This is a genomic window from Acidovorax delafieldii (assembly GCF_007993815.1).
Lineage (GTDB): Bacteria > Pseudomonadota > Gammaproteobacteria > Burkholderiales > Burkholderiaceae_C > Acidovorax > Acidovorax delafieldii.
In genome coordinates, this window is record NZ_VJWE01000011.1 from 532,700 (window position 1) to 546,556 (window position 13,857).

Sequence of the window (13,857 nt, forward strand, 5' to 3'; positions counted from 1 at the left end):
CGCGGCCCCGCTGCCTGCACACCGTGCCCGACACCCCTGGCGATTTTGACTACGAAGCCGCTCTGGCCGCCTGCGCAGCCGGCGACCGGCAGGCCATGCACCGCCTATATGAACAGGAGGGCGCGCGGCTGCTGGGTGTGGCGCTGCGCATCGTGCGCCAGCGCGCGCTGGCCGAGGACATCGTGCACGATGCGTGCGTGAACATCTGGACGCGCGCCACCAGCTACGACGCGCGCCGGGGCAGCGCACGCGGCTGGATCTACAGCGTGGTGCGCAACCTGGCCCTGAACGCCGTGCGCGACGCGGGCCGCCACGTTGATGTGGACGACACCACCACCCAAGCCCTGGAGGCCGACATGTTTGTGCAGGCCCACCACGAGGTCGAGGAAACCTTTGCGCTGAACGCCAGCCTGGGCCGCCTGCAGCATTGCCTGGAGGCCCTGGACCCCGCGCGCCGCAACTGCGTGTTGCACGCCTACGTGGACGGCTGCTCGCACGGCGAAATTGCGGAGCGCCTCGGCGCGCCGCTGGGCACCGTCAAGGCGTGGATTCGGCGCAGCCTGGTATCGCTGCGGGAGTGCATGGCATGACCGACCAGCGCAACACACCGCCTACGCCCTTGCCGGAAGACCTGAGCGTGCTGGCTGGTGAGTACGTGCTGGGCACCCTGCCCGCCGCCGAACGCCAGGGCGTGCAGCAACGCCTGCCAGGTGACAAGGCATTGCAACAGGCGGTGGCCGAATGGGAAGCCCGCCTGCTGCCGCTGACCCAGCTGGCGGAGCCCATCGCGCCGCCCGCTGCCTTGTGGGCGCGCATCGACCAGTCGCTGCAGGCCACCAGCGCACAGCCGGCTGCGACGTCCGTTACCTCCCAACCCCGCGCAAAAACCGAGCGCAAGCCATCCGTGCGCTGGTGGGACCACCTGGGCCTGTGGCGTGCCCTCGCCGGCTCGGGCTTTGCCATGGCAGCGGTACTCGCGGCAGTGCTGGTCACCCGCACCGCCCCAGTGGCCGCGCCGCCACAGTTCATGGTGGTGCTGGTCGCGCCGCAGGACAAGGCCCCGGGCTGGGTGGTGCAAGCCAGCTCGCCCCGGCAGATCAGCCTGATTCCGCTGGGTGTGGCCGAAGTACCGGCCGACAAGGCCCTGGAGTTCTGGACCAAGGCCGACGGCTGGAGCGGCCCCGTGTCGCTGGGCCTGGTGCAGCCCGGTCAGCCGCTGCAGATCCCGCTGGACAAGCTGCCGCCGCTGCAGCCCAACCAGCTGTTCGAGTTGACGCTGGAGCCGCCGACAGGCTCGCCGATTGGCAAACCCACGGGGCCCATCCAGTTCATCGGTCGCGCCGTCAAGGTGCTCTGACCGTCTTGGTTACCCCACTCGGTGCAATGTCTAGACCCACGCCGGCATAACGAGCACGGCCTATACCTGCGACCGCCGCGCAAGGGCCGCCCCGCCGCGCTGGCGGTGTCCCCTTCCCGAATTGCGCAGCAATTCGAGAGAAAGGGGGAAGGCGCGAAGCGACTCAGGGGGTTAGTACTGTTTATACGGCAGGAACTTGCCCGACAGGACCACATTCACGCGGTCGCCATTGGGATTGGCTTCGCGCTGGATGTCCATGCTGAAGTCGATGGCGCTCATGATGCCGTCGCCAAACTCCTCGTGGATCAGCTCCTTGATGGTGGTGCCGTACACACTCACCACCTCGTACCAGCGGTAGATCAGCGGATCGGTGGGCACGGGCGTGGGCAGCGAGCCCTTGTAGGGCACCACCTGCAGCCACTTCTGCTCTTCGGCGGTGAGGCCGAAGATCTTGCCGACGATCTTGGCCTGCTCGGGTGTGGCCGTCATCTGGCCCAGGCACAGGGCCGTGGTCCATTCCTTGGACTGGCCGACCTTCTTGGCAATGGCCTCCCATTGCAGGCCCTTGGCGACCTTGGTGCTGATGATCTTTTCGGTAACGTCGTTGCGGTTCATGGTGATGGCTCCTTCGGTTGGATGGGTTTTGGAACAGGGAACAGGAACTTCAGGGTGCAGCACTCCCTGCCACCCCAAGGGGCAACACGACAGTGCTGGGTTATTCAGGAAATCAGTGGGCTTTGGCTCGGGTGACGAGAAAGTCCACGATGTGGTTGCGCAGCGCGTAGTGGCCGTCCAGGTGGTGCAGGCTGGTACGCGTGCGTTCGCGTGGCAGCGGGTTGACCACCACCTCGGCGATGCCTCCGGGGCGGTAGCCCTCGGGCGTCTCGTTGCCGTTGCTCATCAGCAGGATGCGGTCGGCCAACAAAATGGCCTCGTCCACATCGTGCGTGATCATGAACACCGTCTGCTGCGTCTGGCGCACGATGGTCATCAGCTCGTCCTGGATGGTGCCGCGTGTGAGCGCATCGAGCGCGCCAAAGGGCTCATCCAGCAGCAGCATCTTGGGCTGGATGGAGAACGCGCGCGCAATGCCCACGCGCTGCTTCATGCCGCCCGAGAGCTGCGAAGGCTTCTTGTCGATGGCAGGGCTCAGGCCCACCAGCGCCACGAACTTCTCCACATGCGCATCGACCTGGCTCTTCTTCCAGTCGGGCCAGCGCGACTTCACAGCGAACGCGATGTTCTGGCGCACCGTGAGCCAGGGCATGAGCGCGTGGCTCTGGAACACCACGCCCCGATCCAGACTGGGGCCGGCCACTTCTCGCCCGTCCATGATGACGGTGCCCGAGGTGGCGGTGTCCAGCCCCGCCAGCACGTTCAGGATGGTGGTCTTGCCGCAGCCCGAGTGGCCGATGATGCAGACGAATTCGCCCTTGTCGAGCGTGAACGACACATCGGCAAACACGGGCTTGGCGGGCACAAAGGCTTTGCTCAGCCGGTCGATCTGGAGGAAGCCTTGGGTCACGGCAGAGGCCTTTCGTTGCGGGGCGTCAGTGGCAAGAGGGGCTGGAACAGCCGGGCGCTGGGCGACATCACTCCACATAGGTCACCACCTTCTGCAGCTGGCCGAAGGCCAGGTCGAGCAACATGCCCACCACGCCAATCACCAGGATGGCAAAGATCACGTTGGTGAGCGACAGGTTGTTCCACTCGTTCCACACGAAGTAGCCAATCCCCGTGCCGCCCACCAGCATCTCGGCCGCCACGATCACCAGCCAGGCGATGCCCATGCTGATGCGCATGCCCGTGAGGATGGTGGGCGCTGCGGCGGGCAAGATCACCAGGAAGGCCTTGCGCAGCGGGTTGACCTGCAGCGTGGCCGACACGTTGAGCCACTCGCGCTTGACCGATGCCACGCCAAACGCCGTGTTCACCAGCATGGGCCACACCGAGCAGATGAAGATCACGAAAATGCCCGAGATCGATGAGTCCTTGATGGTGTAGAGCGCAAGCGGCATCCACGCCAGCGGGCTGATGGGCTTGAGCACCTGAATGAACGGGTCGAACGCACGGCGCAGCAGCGGCGACATGCCGATGACGAAACCGAGCGGTATCGCCACCAAGCAGGCCAGGCCGAACCCTAGCGCGACCCGGCCCAGCGAATGCGCGAGCTGGATGGCGATGCCCTTGTCGTTGGGGCCGTTGTCATAGAACGGGTTGGACACGTGCCCCCACACGGTACGGCCCATCTCTGCCAGTGAGGGGAAGCCGCTGCCCTTGGCGCTGGCGCCTGGGTCCTTGCCCATCATCTTGGCGTACTCGATCTGCTCGGCGGTCATGCCGGCCGTGCTGTTGCCCGCGCCCGAAGAAGCGGTGGCGATGTACCAGATTCCCAGCAGGGCCAGGAAGATGAGCACGGACAACAGGCCCGCGCGCAGGTTGAGGTTCTTGGCGGGAGTCATGTCATGCCGCCTTGCGGATGGGGAAGCTCTTTGCGTACTCGCTCGCCTTGGCGGCATCGAATTCGCGCCCCATGATCTTGAACTTGGGGTACGCGCCTTCGGGCACCTTCTGGTCCAGCGCCTTCATCTGCTTTTTCGCATCGGTGATGAGGAACACCTTTTCGGCGATCTGCTTGTAGTCCACATCGCCCTTGATGTAGCCCCAGCGCTGCATCTGCGTGAGCATCCACACGGCCATGCTCTGCCACGGCATGGGGTCGAAGTCCGCGCGGTCCGGCACGTTCTGGATCTTGCCCAGGCCGTCGGCGAACTTTCCGGTGAGCACCTGGTTGAGCACGGCCTCGGGCTGGTTCAGGTAGGCCTGGGGCGCAATCACCTTGGCGATGAGCTCGCGGTTGGCCGGGTCGCGCGCCATCGCGGCCGAGGTGAGCACCGCGCGGTACAGCGCGGCAAAGGTGTTGGGGTTCTTCTGGATGAACTCGGTGCTGGTGCCGAAGGCGCAACAGGGGTGGCCGTTCCACAGGTCCTTGGTGAGCAGGTGGATGAAGCCGACTTCCTCGAACACGGCACGCTGGTTGAAAGGATCGGGGCCGAGGAAGCCGTCGATATTGCCCGCACGCAGATTGGCAACCATCTCAGCGGGTGGCACCACGCGCAGCTGCACGTCGGTGTCGGGGTTCAAACCCGCCTCGGCCAGGTAGTAGCGCAACAGGAAGTTGTGCATGCTGTACTCGAAGGGGATCGCGAACTTGAAGCCCTTCCAGTTTTTGGGGTCGCGGTTGTCCTTGTGCTTGAGGCTGAGCGTGATGGCCTGGCCGTTCACGTTCTGGATGGTGGCCACGTTCATCGGCGTGGCGTTGGAGCCCAGGCCCATGGAGATTGCGAGCGGCATGGGGCTCAGGAAGTGCGTGGCGTCGTACTCCTTGTTGATCATCTTGTCGCGGATCAGTGCCCAGCCGGCCGTCTTGGTGACTTCGACGCTCAGGCCCTGCTTGCTGTAGAAGCCCAGCGGGTGGGCCATGATCAGCGGGGTGGCGCAGGTGATCGGGATGAAGCCGATCTTGAGGTTGGTCTTCTCCAGCGCGCCCTGCTTCTCTTGCGCCATGGCCTGCATGCTGGCCACTGGCAACACGCTCGCGATGGCCGCCATGGCCGTGCCCTTGCCCACCGCCTTGATGAAGCGGCGGCGCACTGCGTCTTGCGGAAACAGCGCCTTGACCAGCGTGGCTTCGATGAACTCGTTGCTGTAGAGCTCGAACTCACGGGTCTCGCTGCGCTGGCGCAGGGTGGCTGCGGCGGCATCGGCCGACACCTCGGTGTGGTGGTCGGCCACCGTGTGGTCGCGGCCACAGCTGCATTTCAGCATCAACGGGCGGTCGGCATCGTAGGGCGAGAAGAATTCGGACATGGCACACCTCGAAGAAGTTGGTGCCAGGCGTTACGCAAAGCGCGGGCCAGTTTTTGCCGGTGTCGGCCCGCTGTCATGAATTCGTGGGTGTGGTGTCTACAGCGTGTAGGGCCAGCACTACAAATCGGTCGTGCAACGCACCGAATTCACTCTGCCGGTGCGCCACGCGCCAGCAGCGCAAGCTCCACATCGTTGCGCGCGCCGGTCTTTTCGAGGATGCGGGCGCGGTAGGTGCTCACCGTGTTGGGCGCGAGCTTGAGCTGCGCACCAATTTCGCTCACGCTCTGCCCGGCAGTGAGCAGGCGGAACACTTGGTGCTCCCGATAGGAGAGCGCGTCCACCCCGGCGGGCGTGCCCTGCTGTGCGGTACGCACCACCCCGGTGCGTTCTAGTGCACCTGCCAGGGCTTGCGCGGTCGCCTCCGTCAGGTAGCGCCCGCCAGCGGCCACCTTGCGCACGGCGGCCACCATGTCGTCGGGATCGGCGCTTTTGTGCAGGTAGCCCGCCGCGCCCATCTGGATGCAGCGCACCGCGTATTGCCGCTCGGGGTAGGTGCTGAGCATCAGCACCGGCAATGCAGGCCAGGCCTTGCGCAGCGCCTGCAGCACTTCGAGGCCGTCCATGCCCGGCATCGCGATGTCCAGCAGCACCAGGTCCAGCCCCGGTGTTCCCGTGGGCCCTTGCAGGGCGGCGACCAGCTCCAGCACCTCGCTGCCCTGGGTGGCCTCGGCGACCACAGTGATCTCGGGCACGCCATTGGCCGGGTCGCCCAGCACCTGCTTGAGCCCCTCCCGCACGATGCGGTGGTCATCACCGATCAACACTCGAACCACGGAATTCATGACAGCTCCAGAGGAATCAGCAATTGCAGGCACGAGCCCTGCCCCGGCTCGCTGGTGATGCTCAACCGGCCCCCAAGCTGCCGTGCCCGCTCGCGCATGCCCATCACGCCATAGGCGGTGGGCGCCTCCAAGGCCTGGCGGGTAGCGCCCACGCCGTTGTCGCGCACGCGCAGTTGCAGCATCTCGTCCTGCACGTCGATGGCAATGTCGATGGCGCTGGCCTGCGCGTGGCGGCCCACATTGCTCAGAATCTCCTGGAAGATGCGGAACACAGCGATGGCTGCAGGCTCGGGCAAGTGCAAGGTGGCAGGCACCTCCATCTGCCACGCCAGCTCCAGTTCGGCCGACTGCACGAACTCCTGTGCCTGCCACTCCAGCGCCGCCCATAGCCCCTGGTGGTCCAGGATGCTGGGGCGCAGGTCGGTGATGATGCGGCCCACGTTGTCCACGGCGTTTTCGATCAGGCGGCTCATGTTCTGGCACTTGCAGCGCATCTGGGTGCGCATGTCGCCCGCGGCCTCGGGCGTGCGCTCGCCCTGCTCGCCCAGGCGCTTGTGCAGCCAGTTCACATCCATCTTCAGCGCCACCAGCAGGCTGCCCAGCTCGTCGTGCACTTCGCGGGCGATGCGGGTGCGTTCGTCTTCGCGCACCTGCTCCGAGTAGGCCGACAGCTCGCGCAACTGCGCCAGCGCCTGCGACAGCTCTTGTGTGCGCGCGGCCACTCGGCGCTCCAACTCGTCATTGGCGCGGGCCAGCTCATCGTGCGCGCGCTGCAGCTCGTCGGCGGCGCGTTTGCGGCTGGTGATGTCCACAAAAGCGATCACAGCTCCCTGCACCTGATCGCCTTCCAAAATGGGGTGACTGGAATACTCCACGGCAAACGCCGAGCCATCGCGGCGCCAGAACACCTCGGTGTCCACACGACAGGGCAGACCCTGGCGGAACGCATTGAAGATGGGGCAGTCGCCGTCCGCATACGGGCTGCCGTCGGGGTGGCTGTGGTGGGTGAGCGCGTGCATGTTGCGCCCTATCACCTCATCGGCCGCAAAGCCCAGCATCTGCGCGCCCACCCGGTTGATGAACACGCAGTTGCCCGCCAGATCAATGCCAAACACCCCCTCGCCCGTGGACTCCAGCAGCAGCCCCAGGCGGTTCTGCCAGAGGGCACTGGCACCGGCGGGCAGGTTCAGGACGTGGGTGGACATAGGGGTACCCAAGCAATGGCCGTGCCCAGGTGGCGAAGATGAACACATCGGGGACTGTGCGCCCGCCCGCCAACATCGCACAATAAGCGGATGCAAACCGCTCACCCGCCCTCTGTGGCCACTGTGGCCCCGCCCCCGCCGTCGGTATGGCGCCCGCCCAGCCTGTCCGTGCGCTGGTGGCCCGTGTTCATGCGCAACCTGCTGGTCTGGCGCAAGCTGGCCATCCCCAGCCTGGTGGGCAACATTGCCGAACCGCTGATGTGGCTGGTGGCCTTTGGCTACGGCATGGGGGCCCTGGTGGGGCAGGTGAACGTGGGCGGCGCGGCGGGCGACACCAAGGTGCCCTACATCCTGTTCCTGGCCAGCGGCTCCATCTGCATGAGCGCCATGAACGCGGCCAGCTTCGAGGCGCTGTACTCGGCCTTCTCGCGCATGCATGTGCAAAAGACCTGGGACGGCATCATGAACGCGCCGGTCAGCCTGGACGACGTGGTGCTGGCCGAAATGCTGTGGGCGGCGTTCAAGGCGCTATTCACCGTCACCGCCATCCTGGGCGTCATGCTGGCCCTCTCCATCAGCCACAGCCCCAAGCTGTTGGTGGCCTGGCCGGTGCTGCTGTTCGTGGGGGTGATGTTCTCCAGCATCGCGCTCATCTTCAATGCGCTGGCCAAGGGGTATGACTTTTTTACCTACTACTTCACGCTGGTGCTCACGCCCATGATGTTTCTCTCGGGCGTGTTCTTCCCGCGCGAGCAGCTGCCTCCCATCGTGCGCACCATCTCCGACTGGCTGCCGCTGACCAACGCGGTCGAGCTGGTACGCCCGCTGTTCATGGACCAGTGGCCCGCCCACCCCCTGCGCCATGGCCTGGTGCTGGTGGTGACCACCGTGGTGGCCTTCTGGGTGGCTCTGGCCCTGACCCGCAAACGCTTCAAGGCATGACCGCGCTACTCGGCCCCAGCCATATCGCCATGGTGGCCAAAGGCGTGTCGGCCATCGTGGCGTCACGCGACGCGGCCCTGCGCCCTAGCATCATGCGCGCCGTGGGCAGCCACATCAGCGGCGATGGGCAGGAGGTCACGGTGTACCTGCGGCGCAGCCAGTCCGAACAATTGCTGCAGGACATCGCGCACACCGGCGAGATTGCCGTGGTGTTCAGCGTGCCGTCCACCCACCAGACGCTGCAGCTCAAAGCCCGCCGGGCCACGCAGCGCCCGGCCACTGATGGCGACCTGCCGGTGTTGCAGGCCTACCTGCAGTCCATGGTGCAGGAGGTGGGCCGGGTGGGTTATGGGCCGCAGTATGTGGGCGCCATGCTGGCAGCACCGCTGCAGGATGTGGTCGCAGTGACCTTCACCCCCACCAGCGCGTTCGACCAGACCCCAGGCCCGCGCGCGGGCGCGGAGTTGTGTGCGCCGCCCGCACCACCCACACCACCCGTACTGCAGCCATGAGCTCCGCAGCGCCGTCCCTGCACAGCATCCGCCCCTGCCTGGAGGGGGCGATTCCCGCCATCATGGCGACCTGCGACCCTGACGGCACACCCAACGTGGCCTACATCTCGCAGGTGGTCTATGTGGATGCGGCGCATGTGGCGCTGTCGTTCCAGTTCTTCAACAAGACCCGCCAGAACATCCTGCGCAACCCGCGTGCGTCCGTGCTGGTGCTGGACCCGCTCACCGCCCATTTCTACCGCCTGCACCTGCTGTACGAACGCACCGAGGACAGTGGCCCGGTGTTCGAGAGCATGCGCGCGCAGCTGGCGGGCATTGCGTCGCATGCGGGCATGGCCGAGGTGTTTGAACTCAAGGGGGCCGACATCTATGCTGTGGAGCGCATCGAATCGGTGGCGGGCGAAGGCCTGCCGGCACCGGCGCCACGTTCTGGCTTGCTGCACACGCTGCGCCTGTGCAGCGAAAGCATCGCGCGCTGCTCGGGGCTGGATGAATTGCTGCAAGGCGCGCTGCAGGGCCTGCAGGACAAGCTGGGCATCCAGCACGCCATGGTGCTGATGCTGGATGCCAGCGCCCAGCAGCTTTACACGGTGGCCAGCTGCGGCTATGCCACATCGGGTGTGGGTTCAGAAATCCGGCTGGGCCAGGGAGTGATCGGCATGGCCGCGCGCGAGCGCACGCCGGTGCGCATCAGCCACATGACGCACGCTGCCCTGTACAGCCATGCCATCCGCGAAAGCATGGACGCGCATGCCACACCCGATGCGCCCCCGTTGCGCGGCCTGGACATCCCCTACCCCGGCCTGCCAGAGCCGCACAGCCAGGTGGCGGTGCCACTGCTGTCGGCCGGGCGCCTGCTGGGTGTGCTGTTTGCCGAGAGCCCCGAGGACATGCGCTTTGGTTTCGAGGATGAGGACCTGCTGGTGGCCATTGCGGGCCAGCTGGCCGCCGCCATCGACCTGCTGCAGGCCGCGCCCGATGCGCCCGAGCCGCTGCCTACTCCGACAGCGGCACCGCCGGTGAGCGGCAGCGCGCTGCGGGTGCGCCACTTTGCGGCCAACGACAGTGTGTTCATCAACGACGACTATTTGATCAAGGGCGTGGCGGGCGCCATTGTCTGGAAGCTGCTGCGCGACCACCAGCACACCGGGCGTGTGGACCTCACCAACCGCGAACTGCGACTGGACCCCGCCCTGCGCCTGCCCGATGTGGCCGACAACCTGGAGGCCCGCCTGCTATTGCTGCAGCGCCGCCTGCAGGAGAACTGCCCGCACATACACATCGAAAAGACGGGGCGCGGGCGCTTTCGGCTGTGCGTGCTGCGCCCGGTGGTGCTGGAAGACGCTTGAGCCTCAGAAGGTGTGAATGAGTCCGGCGAGCCCGAGCAGGCCGCCAAAACGAGCCCGATCGAGACACAAAGCGCAGCCATAGCTCGGGCTATGGCGAGCATTTGTAACGACGAACGGGTGTGTTTTGGCGGGATGAGCGGGCATGGCGGGTTCGTTTACACCTTCTCAGTGCACCAGACCCGGCACCACCGGCAGGCCCAGGCCGCGCATCAGCTTGGTCCACTCAGGCTGCGTGAGGTGCGGCTGCACTTGCGCCAGCACCGCTGCCAGCACAGGGGCAGGCGCATGTTGTTTCATGTCCGACAGCATGGCCGTGCGCTCGGCCGGTGACATGTAGGGCACCATCCAGCGGGCCACCACCATCATTTCCTGCGGCGGGATCGAGGCCACCAGCGCATCGTGCACGCCTGCCAGTTCTGCATCGGTGTAGCACTGCCAGAGCACGCGGTTGTGCGCAGTCTCTTCCTCGTGCATGTGCTCGAAGTTGTGCGCCACAAACAGCGCCAGCTGGCGGTACAGGGCCTGGGTGGCTGCGGGGCGTGCGGGCTTGGCACAGGCCATCAGGTGGTTCACCCCGTCTGCCAGGGCCGTGATGGCCTCTTCGTGCTCCACATGTTCACCGGCAATGCTCTGGCTGGATCCGGGCTGGCGCGCCTCCATGGCGGCGTGCACGAACTGGTTCTCGTGGTGCAGGTGGGCGCGGCACAGGTCCAGCAACTGCATCACGCGGTCGCAGGTGTGGGCAAACTCCAGGTCGTCCTCGACATCCATGCGGCCCAGGCCCAGCAGCGTGTCGGCCATGAAGGCGCGCAGCGCCTTGTGGATGCTGGCGTACATATCCATGCGGGGGGCGGCGGGCTGGGCTTGTGTCAGTGCGGCAATTTCGCGGGCATCAATCTTCATCACGTTCTTTCATGGCCCCGGTGGGCTCTTTCAGCGCCTTTTTTTTGGCGCCGGGCCGGGTGCACCATGCACCCGTTTCCATGCAAAGAAGTCTAGAAATTCGCCGCGCTTTTGCCTGTTAAAAACTCCTTAAACAGACCCTTTGAAAACCTTAAAAATCGCGTTCCGGGCGCCAAACGTGAAATCGTTCACGGCGCGGCGCGCAGCAGGTCCACCGCTTTTTCAGCAATCATCACCGTGGGCGCATTGGTGTTGCCGCTCACTATGCGCGGCATGATGGACGCGTCCACCACACGCAGGCCCGCGAGGCCATGCACACGCAGTTCGGCATCCACCACATCCAGCGGCCCGGGCCCCATGCGGCAGGTGCCCACGGGGTGGTAGATGGTGTCGGCGTACTGGCGGATGAACTGCTCGATCTCCGCATCGCTGCGCGCACTGGCCGAGGCCGCCAGCTCCTTGGCGCCGAACTTCGCGAGCGCCGGTTGCATGAGGATCTCCCGCGTGCGTTTGAAGCCACGCACCATGCGCGCCATGTCATCGGGATCGGCCAGGAAGTTCGGGTCCACCAAAGGCAAGGCCATGGGGTCGCGGCTGGCCAGCGTGACCGCGCCCCGGCTTTTGGGCTGCAGCAGGCACACGTGGGCCGAGTAACCATGGCCGAACACGGTCTTGCGCCCGTGGTCCACCAGCTTGCCGATCACAAAGTGCAGCTGCAGGTCGGGCGCGGGCTCGGACGGGTCGCTTTTGATGAAGCCCCCCGCCTCGGCAAAGTTCGTGGTCAACATGCCCGTGCGGTGCTTGCGCCATTCGGCTATGCCGCGCAGCGTCTGCGCCATGCCCGACAGTGACAGGCCGAACAGGTCCTTGAGCTCGGGTGCGTCCAGCACCTGCACCACGTCGGGGTGGTCGTGCAGATGCTGGCCCACGCCCGGCAGGTCGTGCAGCACCGGGATGCCGTGTTGCTGCAAATGCGCGGCAGGCCCCACGCCCGACAGCATCAGCAACTGCGGCGACAGCAGCGCGCCCGCACTCAGCAGCACCTCGCGGCCCGCTCGCACCTGCTTGATCGCGCCGCCCTGGCGGTATTCGACACCCACCGCGCGCGTGCCGTCGAACAGGATGCGCGTGGCATGCGCCCCGGTGATGACCTGCAGGTTGAGTCGCGCCAGGTGCGGCGTGAGGTAGCCCTTGGCTGCGCTGTGGCGCTCGCCGTTCTTGTGCGTGACCTGGTACAGGCCCACACCTTCCTGCGTGGCGCCGTTGAAGTCGGTGTTGTGCGGGTGCCCGGCCTGCACACCTGCGTCGGTGAAATATTGGCTGAACCGGTTGGGTGCACGCAGGTCTGCCACGTTGAAGGGGCCGCCCCGGCCATGCCAAGCGTTGGCGCCGCGTTCGTTGTTCTCGGCACGCACGAAGTAAGGCTTCACATCCTCCCAGCCCCAGCCCGGGTTGCCCTGCGCGGCCCAGTGGTCATAGTCGGCGTGCTGGCCCCGGATGTAGACCATGGCGTTGATGGAGCTGGAGCCCCCCAGCACCTTGCCGCGTGGCTGGTAGCCGCGCCGGTTATTCAGCGCGGCCTGCGGCGTGGTGTTGAAGCCCCAGCCGTTCAGTTCGAACTTGGCCATCACGGCCAGCCCAGCCGGGCAGTGGATGAGCACGCTTTTGTCGGCAGGCCCTGCCTCCAGCAGGCAGACGCGTACGGAGGGGTTCTCAGTCAGACGGCCGGCCAGCACGGAGCCCGCCGATCCGCCACCGATCACGATGTAGTCAAACATGTTTTGTGTCTCCTCCGCCATGCTGCGCAGCGGCTTGTTGGTTCAGGTTTGACGCACGATAACCGAACGGTCGTGCGATTCGCCTTACCATTCCGTCCATCCGTTTCACTTTGAAGAGGGCTCTCTATATGACGATTCAGACCGTAGGCATCATCGGCGCAGGCACCATGGGCAACGGCATTGCACAGGCCTGTGCGGTGTCGGGCATCAACGTGGTGATGGTCGATATCTCGGATGCTGCAGTGCAAAAAGGCCTGGCCACCGTGGCTGGCAGCCTGGACCGCTTGATCAAGAAGGAGAAGATCAGCGCCGCCGACAAGGACGCAGCCTTGGCGCGCATCAAGACCTCCACCAGCTACGACGACCTCAAGGCCGCGCAGCTGGTGATCGAAGCCGCCACCGAGAACTACGAGCTCAAGCTCAAGATCTTGAAGCAGGTCGATGCACTGGTGGGCCCCGAGGTGCTGATTGCATCGAACACGTCCTCGATCTCCATCACCAAGCTGGCCGCCGCCACCAGCCGCGCCGACCGCTTCATTGGCATGCACTTCTTCAACCCCGTACCCATGATGGCGCTGGTGGAGATCATCCGTGGCCTGCAGACCAGCGACGCCACGCACGACGCCGTGAAGGCGCTGGCCGAAGCCCTGGGCAAGAGCCCTATCACCGTGAAGAACGCGCCCGGTTTTGTGGTCAACCGCATCCTGGTGCCCATGATCAACGAGGCCTTCTTCGTGCTGGCGGAAGGCCTGGCCACACCCGAGGACATCGACGCGGGCATGAAACTGGGCTGCAACCAGCCCATCGGCCCGCTGGCGCTGGCGGACATGATCGGCCTGGATGTGTGCCTGGCCGTGATGGACGTGTACCTCACCGAGTTCGGCGACAGCAAGTACCGCCCCTGCCCGCTGCTCAAGGAAATGGTGGCGGCGGGCCGCCTGGGCCGCAAGACGGGCCAGGGCGTGTATTCCTATTAACCCCCTGAGGCGCTTCGCGCCTTCACCCTGAGGGGGACGCACCCGGCGCACGGAGTGAAGACGACATTCACATGTCGTGGCGGCCCTTGCGCGGGTGCACTGGTAAGGCACCGCGCCGGTTT

Annotated in this window: 14 protein-coding genes; 6 read left to right on the forward strand and 8 right to left on the reverse strand. The window is 65.7% G+C overall.

Annotation, left to right across the window (positions count from 1 at the left end):
* The first annotated feature begins 23 nt into the window (after positions 1–23).
* Positions 24–590: a sigma-70 family RNA polymerase sigma factor gene (locus ATF69_RS05155; RefSeq protein ID WP_146870099.1), complete on the forward strand. Its 567-nt coding sequence runs from the start codon at positions 24–26 to the stop codon at positions 588–590.
* Positions 587–1,357 carry an anti-sigma factor gene (locus ATF69_RS05160; protein ID WP_146870100.1) on the forward strand — a complete coding sequence of 257 codons (771 nt, stop codon included), beginning with the start codon at positions 587–589 and terminating at the stop codon, positions 1,355–1,357. Before ATF69_RS05155 ends, ATF69_RS05160 begins: the two co-directional genes overlap by 4 nt.
* Positions 1,358–1,528: 171 nt before the next feature.
* Here ATF69_RS05160 and cynS read toward each other — a convergent pair whose 3' ends face one another.
* The 6 genes from cynS to ATF69_RS05190 form a co-directional block, all read right to left on the reverse strand.
* Positions 1,529–1,972 carry a cyanase gene (gene cynS / locus ATF69_RS05165; protein ID WP_008905293.1) on the reverse strand — a complete coding sequence of 148 codons (444 nt, stop codon included), beginning with the start codon at positions 1,970–1,972 and terminating at the stop codon, positions 1,529–1,531.
* A gap of 112 nt (positions 1,973–2,084) precedes the next feature.
* Positions 2,085–2,960, reverse strand: coding sequence for an ABC transporter ATP-binding protein (locus tag ATF69_RS05170; RefSeq protein WP_146870101.1), 876 nt, complete (start codon positions 2,958–2,960; stop codon positions 2,085–2,087).
* Positions 2,950–3,819 carry a nitrate ABC transporter permease gene (ntrB, locus tag ATF69_RS05175; protein WP_099731375.1) on the reverse strand — a complete coding sequence of 290 codons (870 nt, stop codon included), beginning with the start codon at positions 3,817–3,819 and terminating at the stop codon, positions 2,950–2,952. Before ntrB ends, ATF69_RS05170 begins: the two co-directional genes overlap by 11 nt.
* Position 3,820: 1 nt before the next feature.
* Positions 3,821–5,227, reverse strand: a complete 1,407-nt coding sequence (locus tag ATF69_RS05180) for a CmpA/NrtA family ABC transporter substrate-binding protein (protein ID WP_146870102.1) — start codon at positions 5,225–5,227, stop codon at positions 3,821–3,823.
* A gap of 146 nt (positions 5,228–5,373) precedes the next feature.
* Positions 5,374–6,069, reverse strand: a complete 696-nt coding sequence (locus tag ATF69_RS05185) for a response regulator (protein ID WP_121507696.1) — start codon at positions 6,067–6,069, stop codon at positions 5,374–5,376.
* The gene (locus tag ATF69_RS05190; protein WP_146870103.1) at positions 6,066–7,274 is read right to left on the reverse strand and encodes a sensor histidine kinase; all 1,209 of its coding nucleotides are present in this window, start codon (positions 7,272–7,274) and stop codon (positions 6,066–6,068) included. Before ATF69_RS05190 ends, ATF69_RS05185 begins: the two co-directional genes overlap by 4 nt.
* Positions 7,275–7,364: 90 nt before the next feature.
* On the opposite strand from ATF69_RS05190, the gene ATF69_RS05195 reads away from it, so the two are divergent.
* Genes ATF69_RS05195 through ATF69_RS05205 form a run of 3 tightly spaced genes read left to right on the forward strand, consistent with a single transcriptional unit; the run spans position 7,365 to position 10,077 of the window.
* Positions 7,365–8,216 (forward strand): ABC transporter permease, encoded by an 852-nt coding sequence (locus ATF69_RS05195; RefSeq protein WP_094289109.1) that lies wholly within the window; start codon positions 7,365–7,367, stop codon positions 8,214–8,216.
* Entirely contained in the window at positions 8,213–8,728 is a 516-nt protein-coding gene (locus ATF69_RS05200; protein WP_146870104.1) for a hypothetical protein, read from the forward strand. Before ATF69_RS05195 ends, ATF69_RS05200 begins: the two co-directional genes overlap by 4 nt.
* A complete protein-coding gene (locus ATF69_RS05205; RefSeq protein ID WP_167514330.1) occupies positions 8,725–10,077 on the forward strand; it encodes a GAF domain-containing protein in 1,353 nt (450 codons plus the stop codon). Before ATF69_RS05200 ends, ATF69_RS05205 begins: the two co-directional genes overlap by 4 nt.
* A 165-nt stretch (positions 10,078–10,242) precedes the next feature.
* Here ATF69_RS05205 and ATF69_RS05210 read toward each other — a convergent pair whose 3' ends face one another.
* Complete coding sequence (locus ATF69_RS05210) at positions 10,243–10,980, reverse strand: hemerythrin domain-containing protein (protein ID WP_146870106.1); 738 nt, start codon at positions 10,978–10,980, stop codon at positions 10,243–10,245.
* Positions 10,981–11,168: 188 nt separating this feature from the next.
* A complete protein-coding gene (locus tag ATF69_RS05215) occupies positions 11,169–12,758 on the reverse strand; it encodes a GMC family oxidoreductase (protein WP_146870107.1) in 1,590 nt (529 codons plus the stop codon).
* Between the two features lie 128 nt (positions 12,759–12,886).
* On the opposite strand from ATF69_RS05215, the gene ATF69_RS05220 reads away from it, so the two are divergent.
* Entirely contained in the window at positions 12,887–13,735 is an 849-nt protein-coding gene (locus ATF69_RS05220) for a 3-hydroxybutyryl-CoA dehydrogenase (protein ID WP_146870108.1), read from the forward strand.
* Positions 13,736–13,857 lie beyond the last annotated feature (122 nt).

Excerpts from the sequence above, each read along its gene's own strand:
- ATF69_RS05160 (WP_146870100.1), top strand. The coding sequence starts at position 587 with ATGACCGACCAGCGCAACACACCGCCTACGCCCTTGCCGGAAGACCTG.
- cynS (WP_008905293.1), bottom strand. The coding sequence starts at position 1,972 with ATGAACCGCAACGACGTTACCGAAAAGATCATCAGCACCAAGGTCGCC.
- ATF69_RS05170 (WP_146870101.1), bottom strand. The coding sequence starts at position 2,960 with ATGTGGAGTGATGTCGCCCAGCGCCCGGCTGTTCCAGCCCCTCTTGCC.
- ntrB (WP_099731375.1), bottom strand. The coding sequence starts at position 3,819 with ATGACTCCCGCCAAGAACCTCAACCTGCGCGCGGGCCTGTTGTCCGTG.
- ATF69_RS05180 (WP_146870102.1), bottom strand. The coding sequence starts at position 5,227 with ATGTCCGAATTCTTCTCGCCCTACGATGCCGACCGCCCGTTGATGCTG.
- ATF69_RS05185 (WP_121507696.1), bottom strand. The coding sequence starts at position 6,069 with ATGAATTCCGTGGTTCGAGTGTTGATCGGTGATGACCACCGCATCGTG.
- ATF69_RS05190 (WP_146870103.1), bottom strand. The coding sequence starts at position 7,274 with ATGTCCACCCACGTCCTGAACCTGCCCGCCGGTGCCAGTGCCCTCTGG.
- ATF69_RS05195 (WP_094289109.1), top strand. The coding sequence starts at position 7,365 with ATGCAAACCGCTCACCCGCCCTCTGTGGCCACTGTGGCCCCGCCCCCG.
- ATF69_RS05200 (WP_146870104.1), top strand. The coding sequence starts at position 8,213 with ATGACCGCGCTACTCGGCCCCAGCCATATCGCCATGGTGGCCAAAGGC.
- ATF69_RS05205 (WP_167514330.1), top strand. The coding sequence starts at position 8,725 with ATGAGCTCCGCAGCGCCGTCCCTGCACAGCATCCGCCCCTGCCTGGAG.
- ATF69_RS05210 (WP_146870106.1), bottom strand. The coding sequence starts at position 10,980 with ATGAAGATTGATGCCCGCGAAATTGCCGCACTGACACAAGCCCAGCCC.
- ATF69_RS05215 (WP_146870107.1), bottom strand. The coding sequence starts at position 12,758 with ATGTTTGACTACATCGTGATCGGTGGCGGATCGGCGGGCTCCGTGCTG.
- ATF69_RS05220 (WP_146870108.1), top strand. The coding sequence starts at position 12,887 with ATGACGATTCAGACCGTAGGCATCATCGGCGCAGGCACCATGGGCAAC.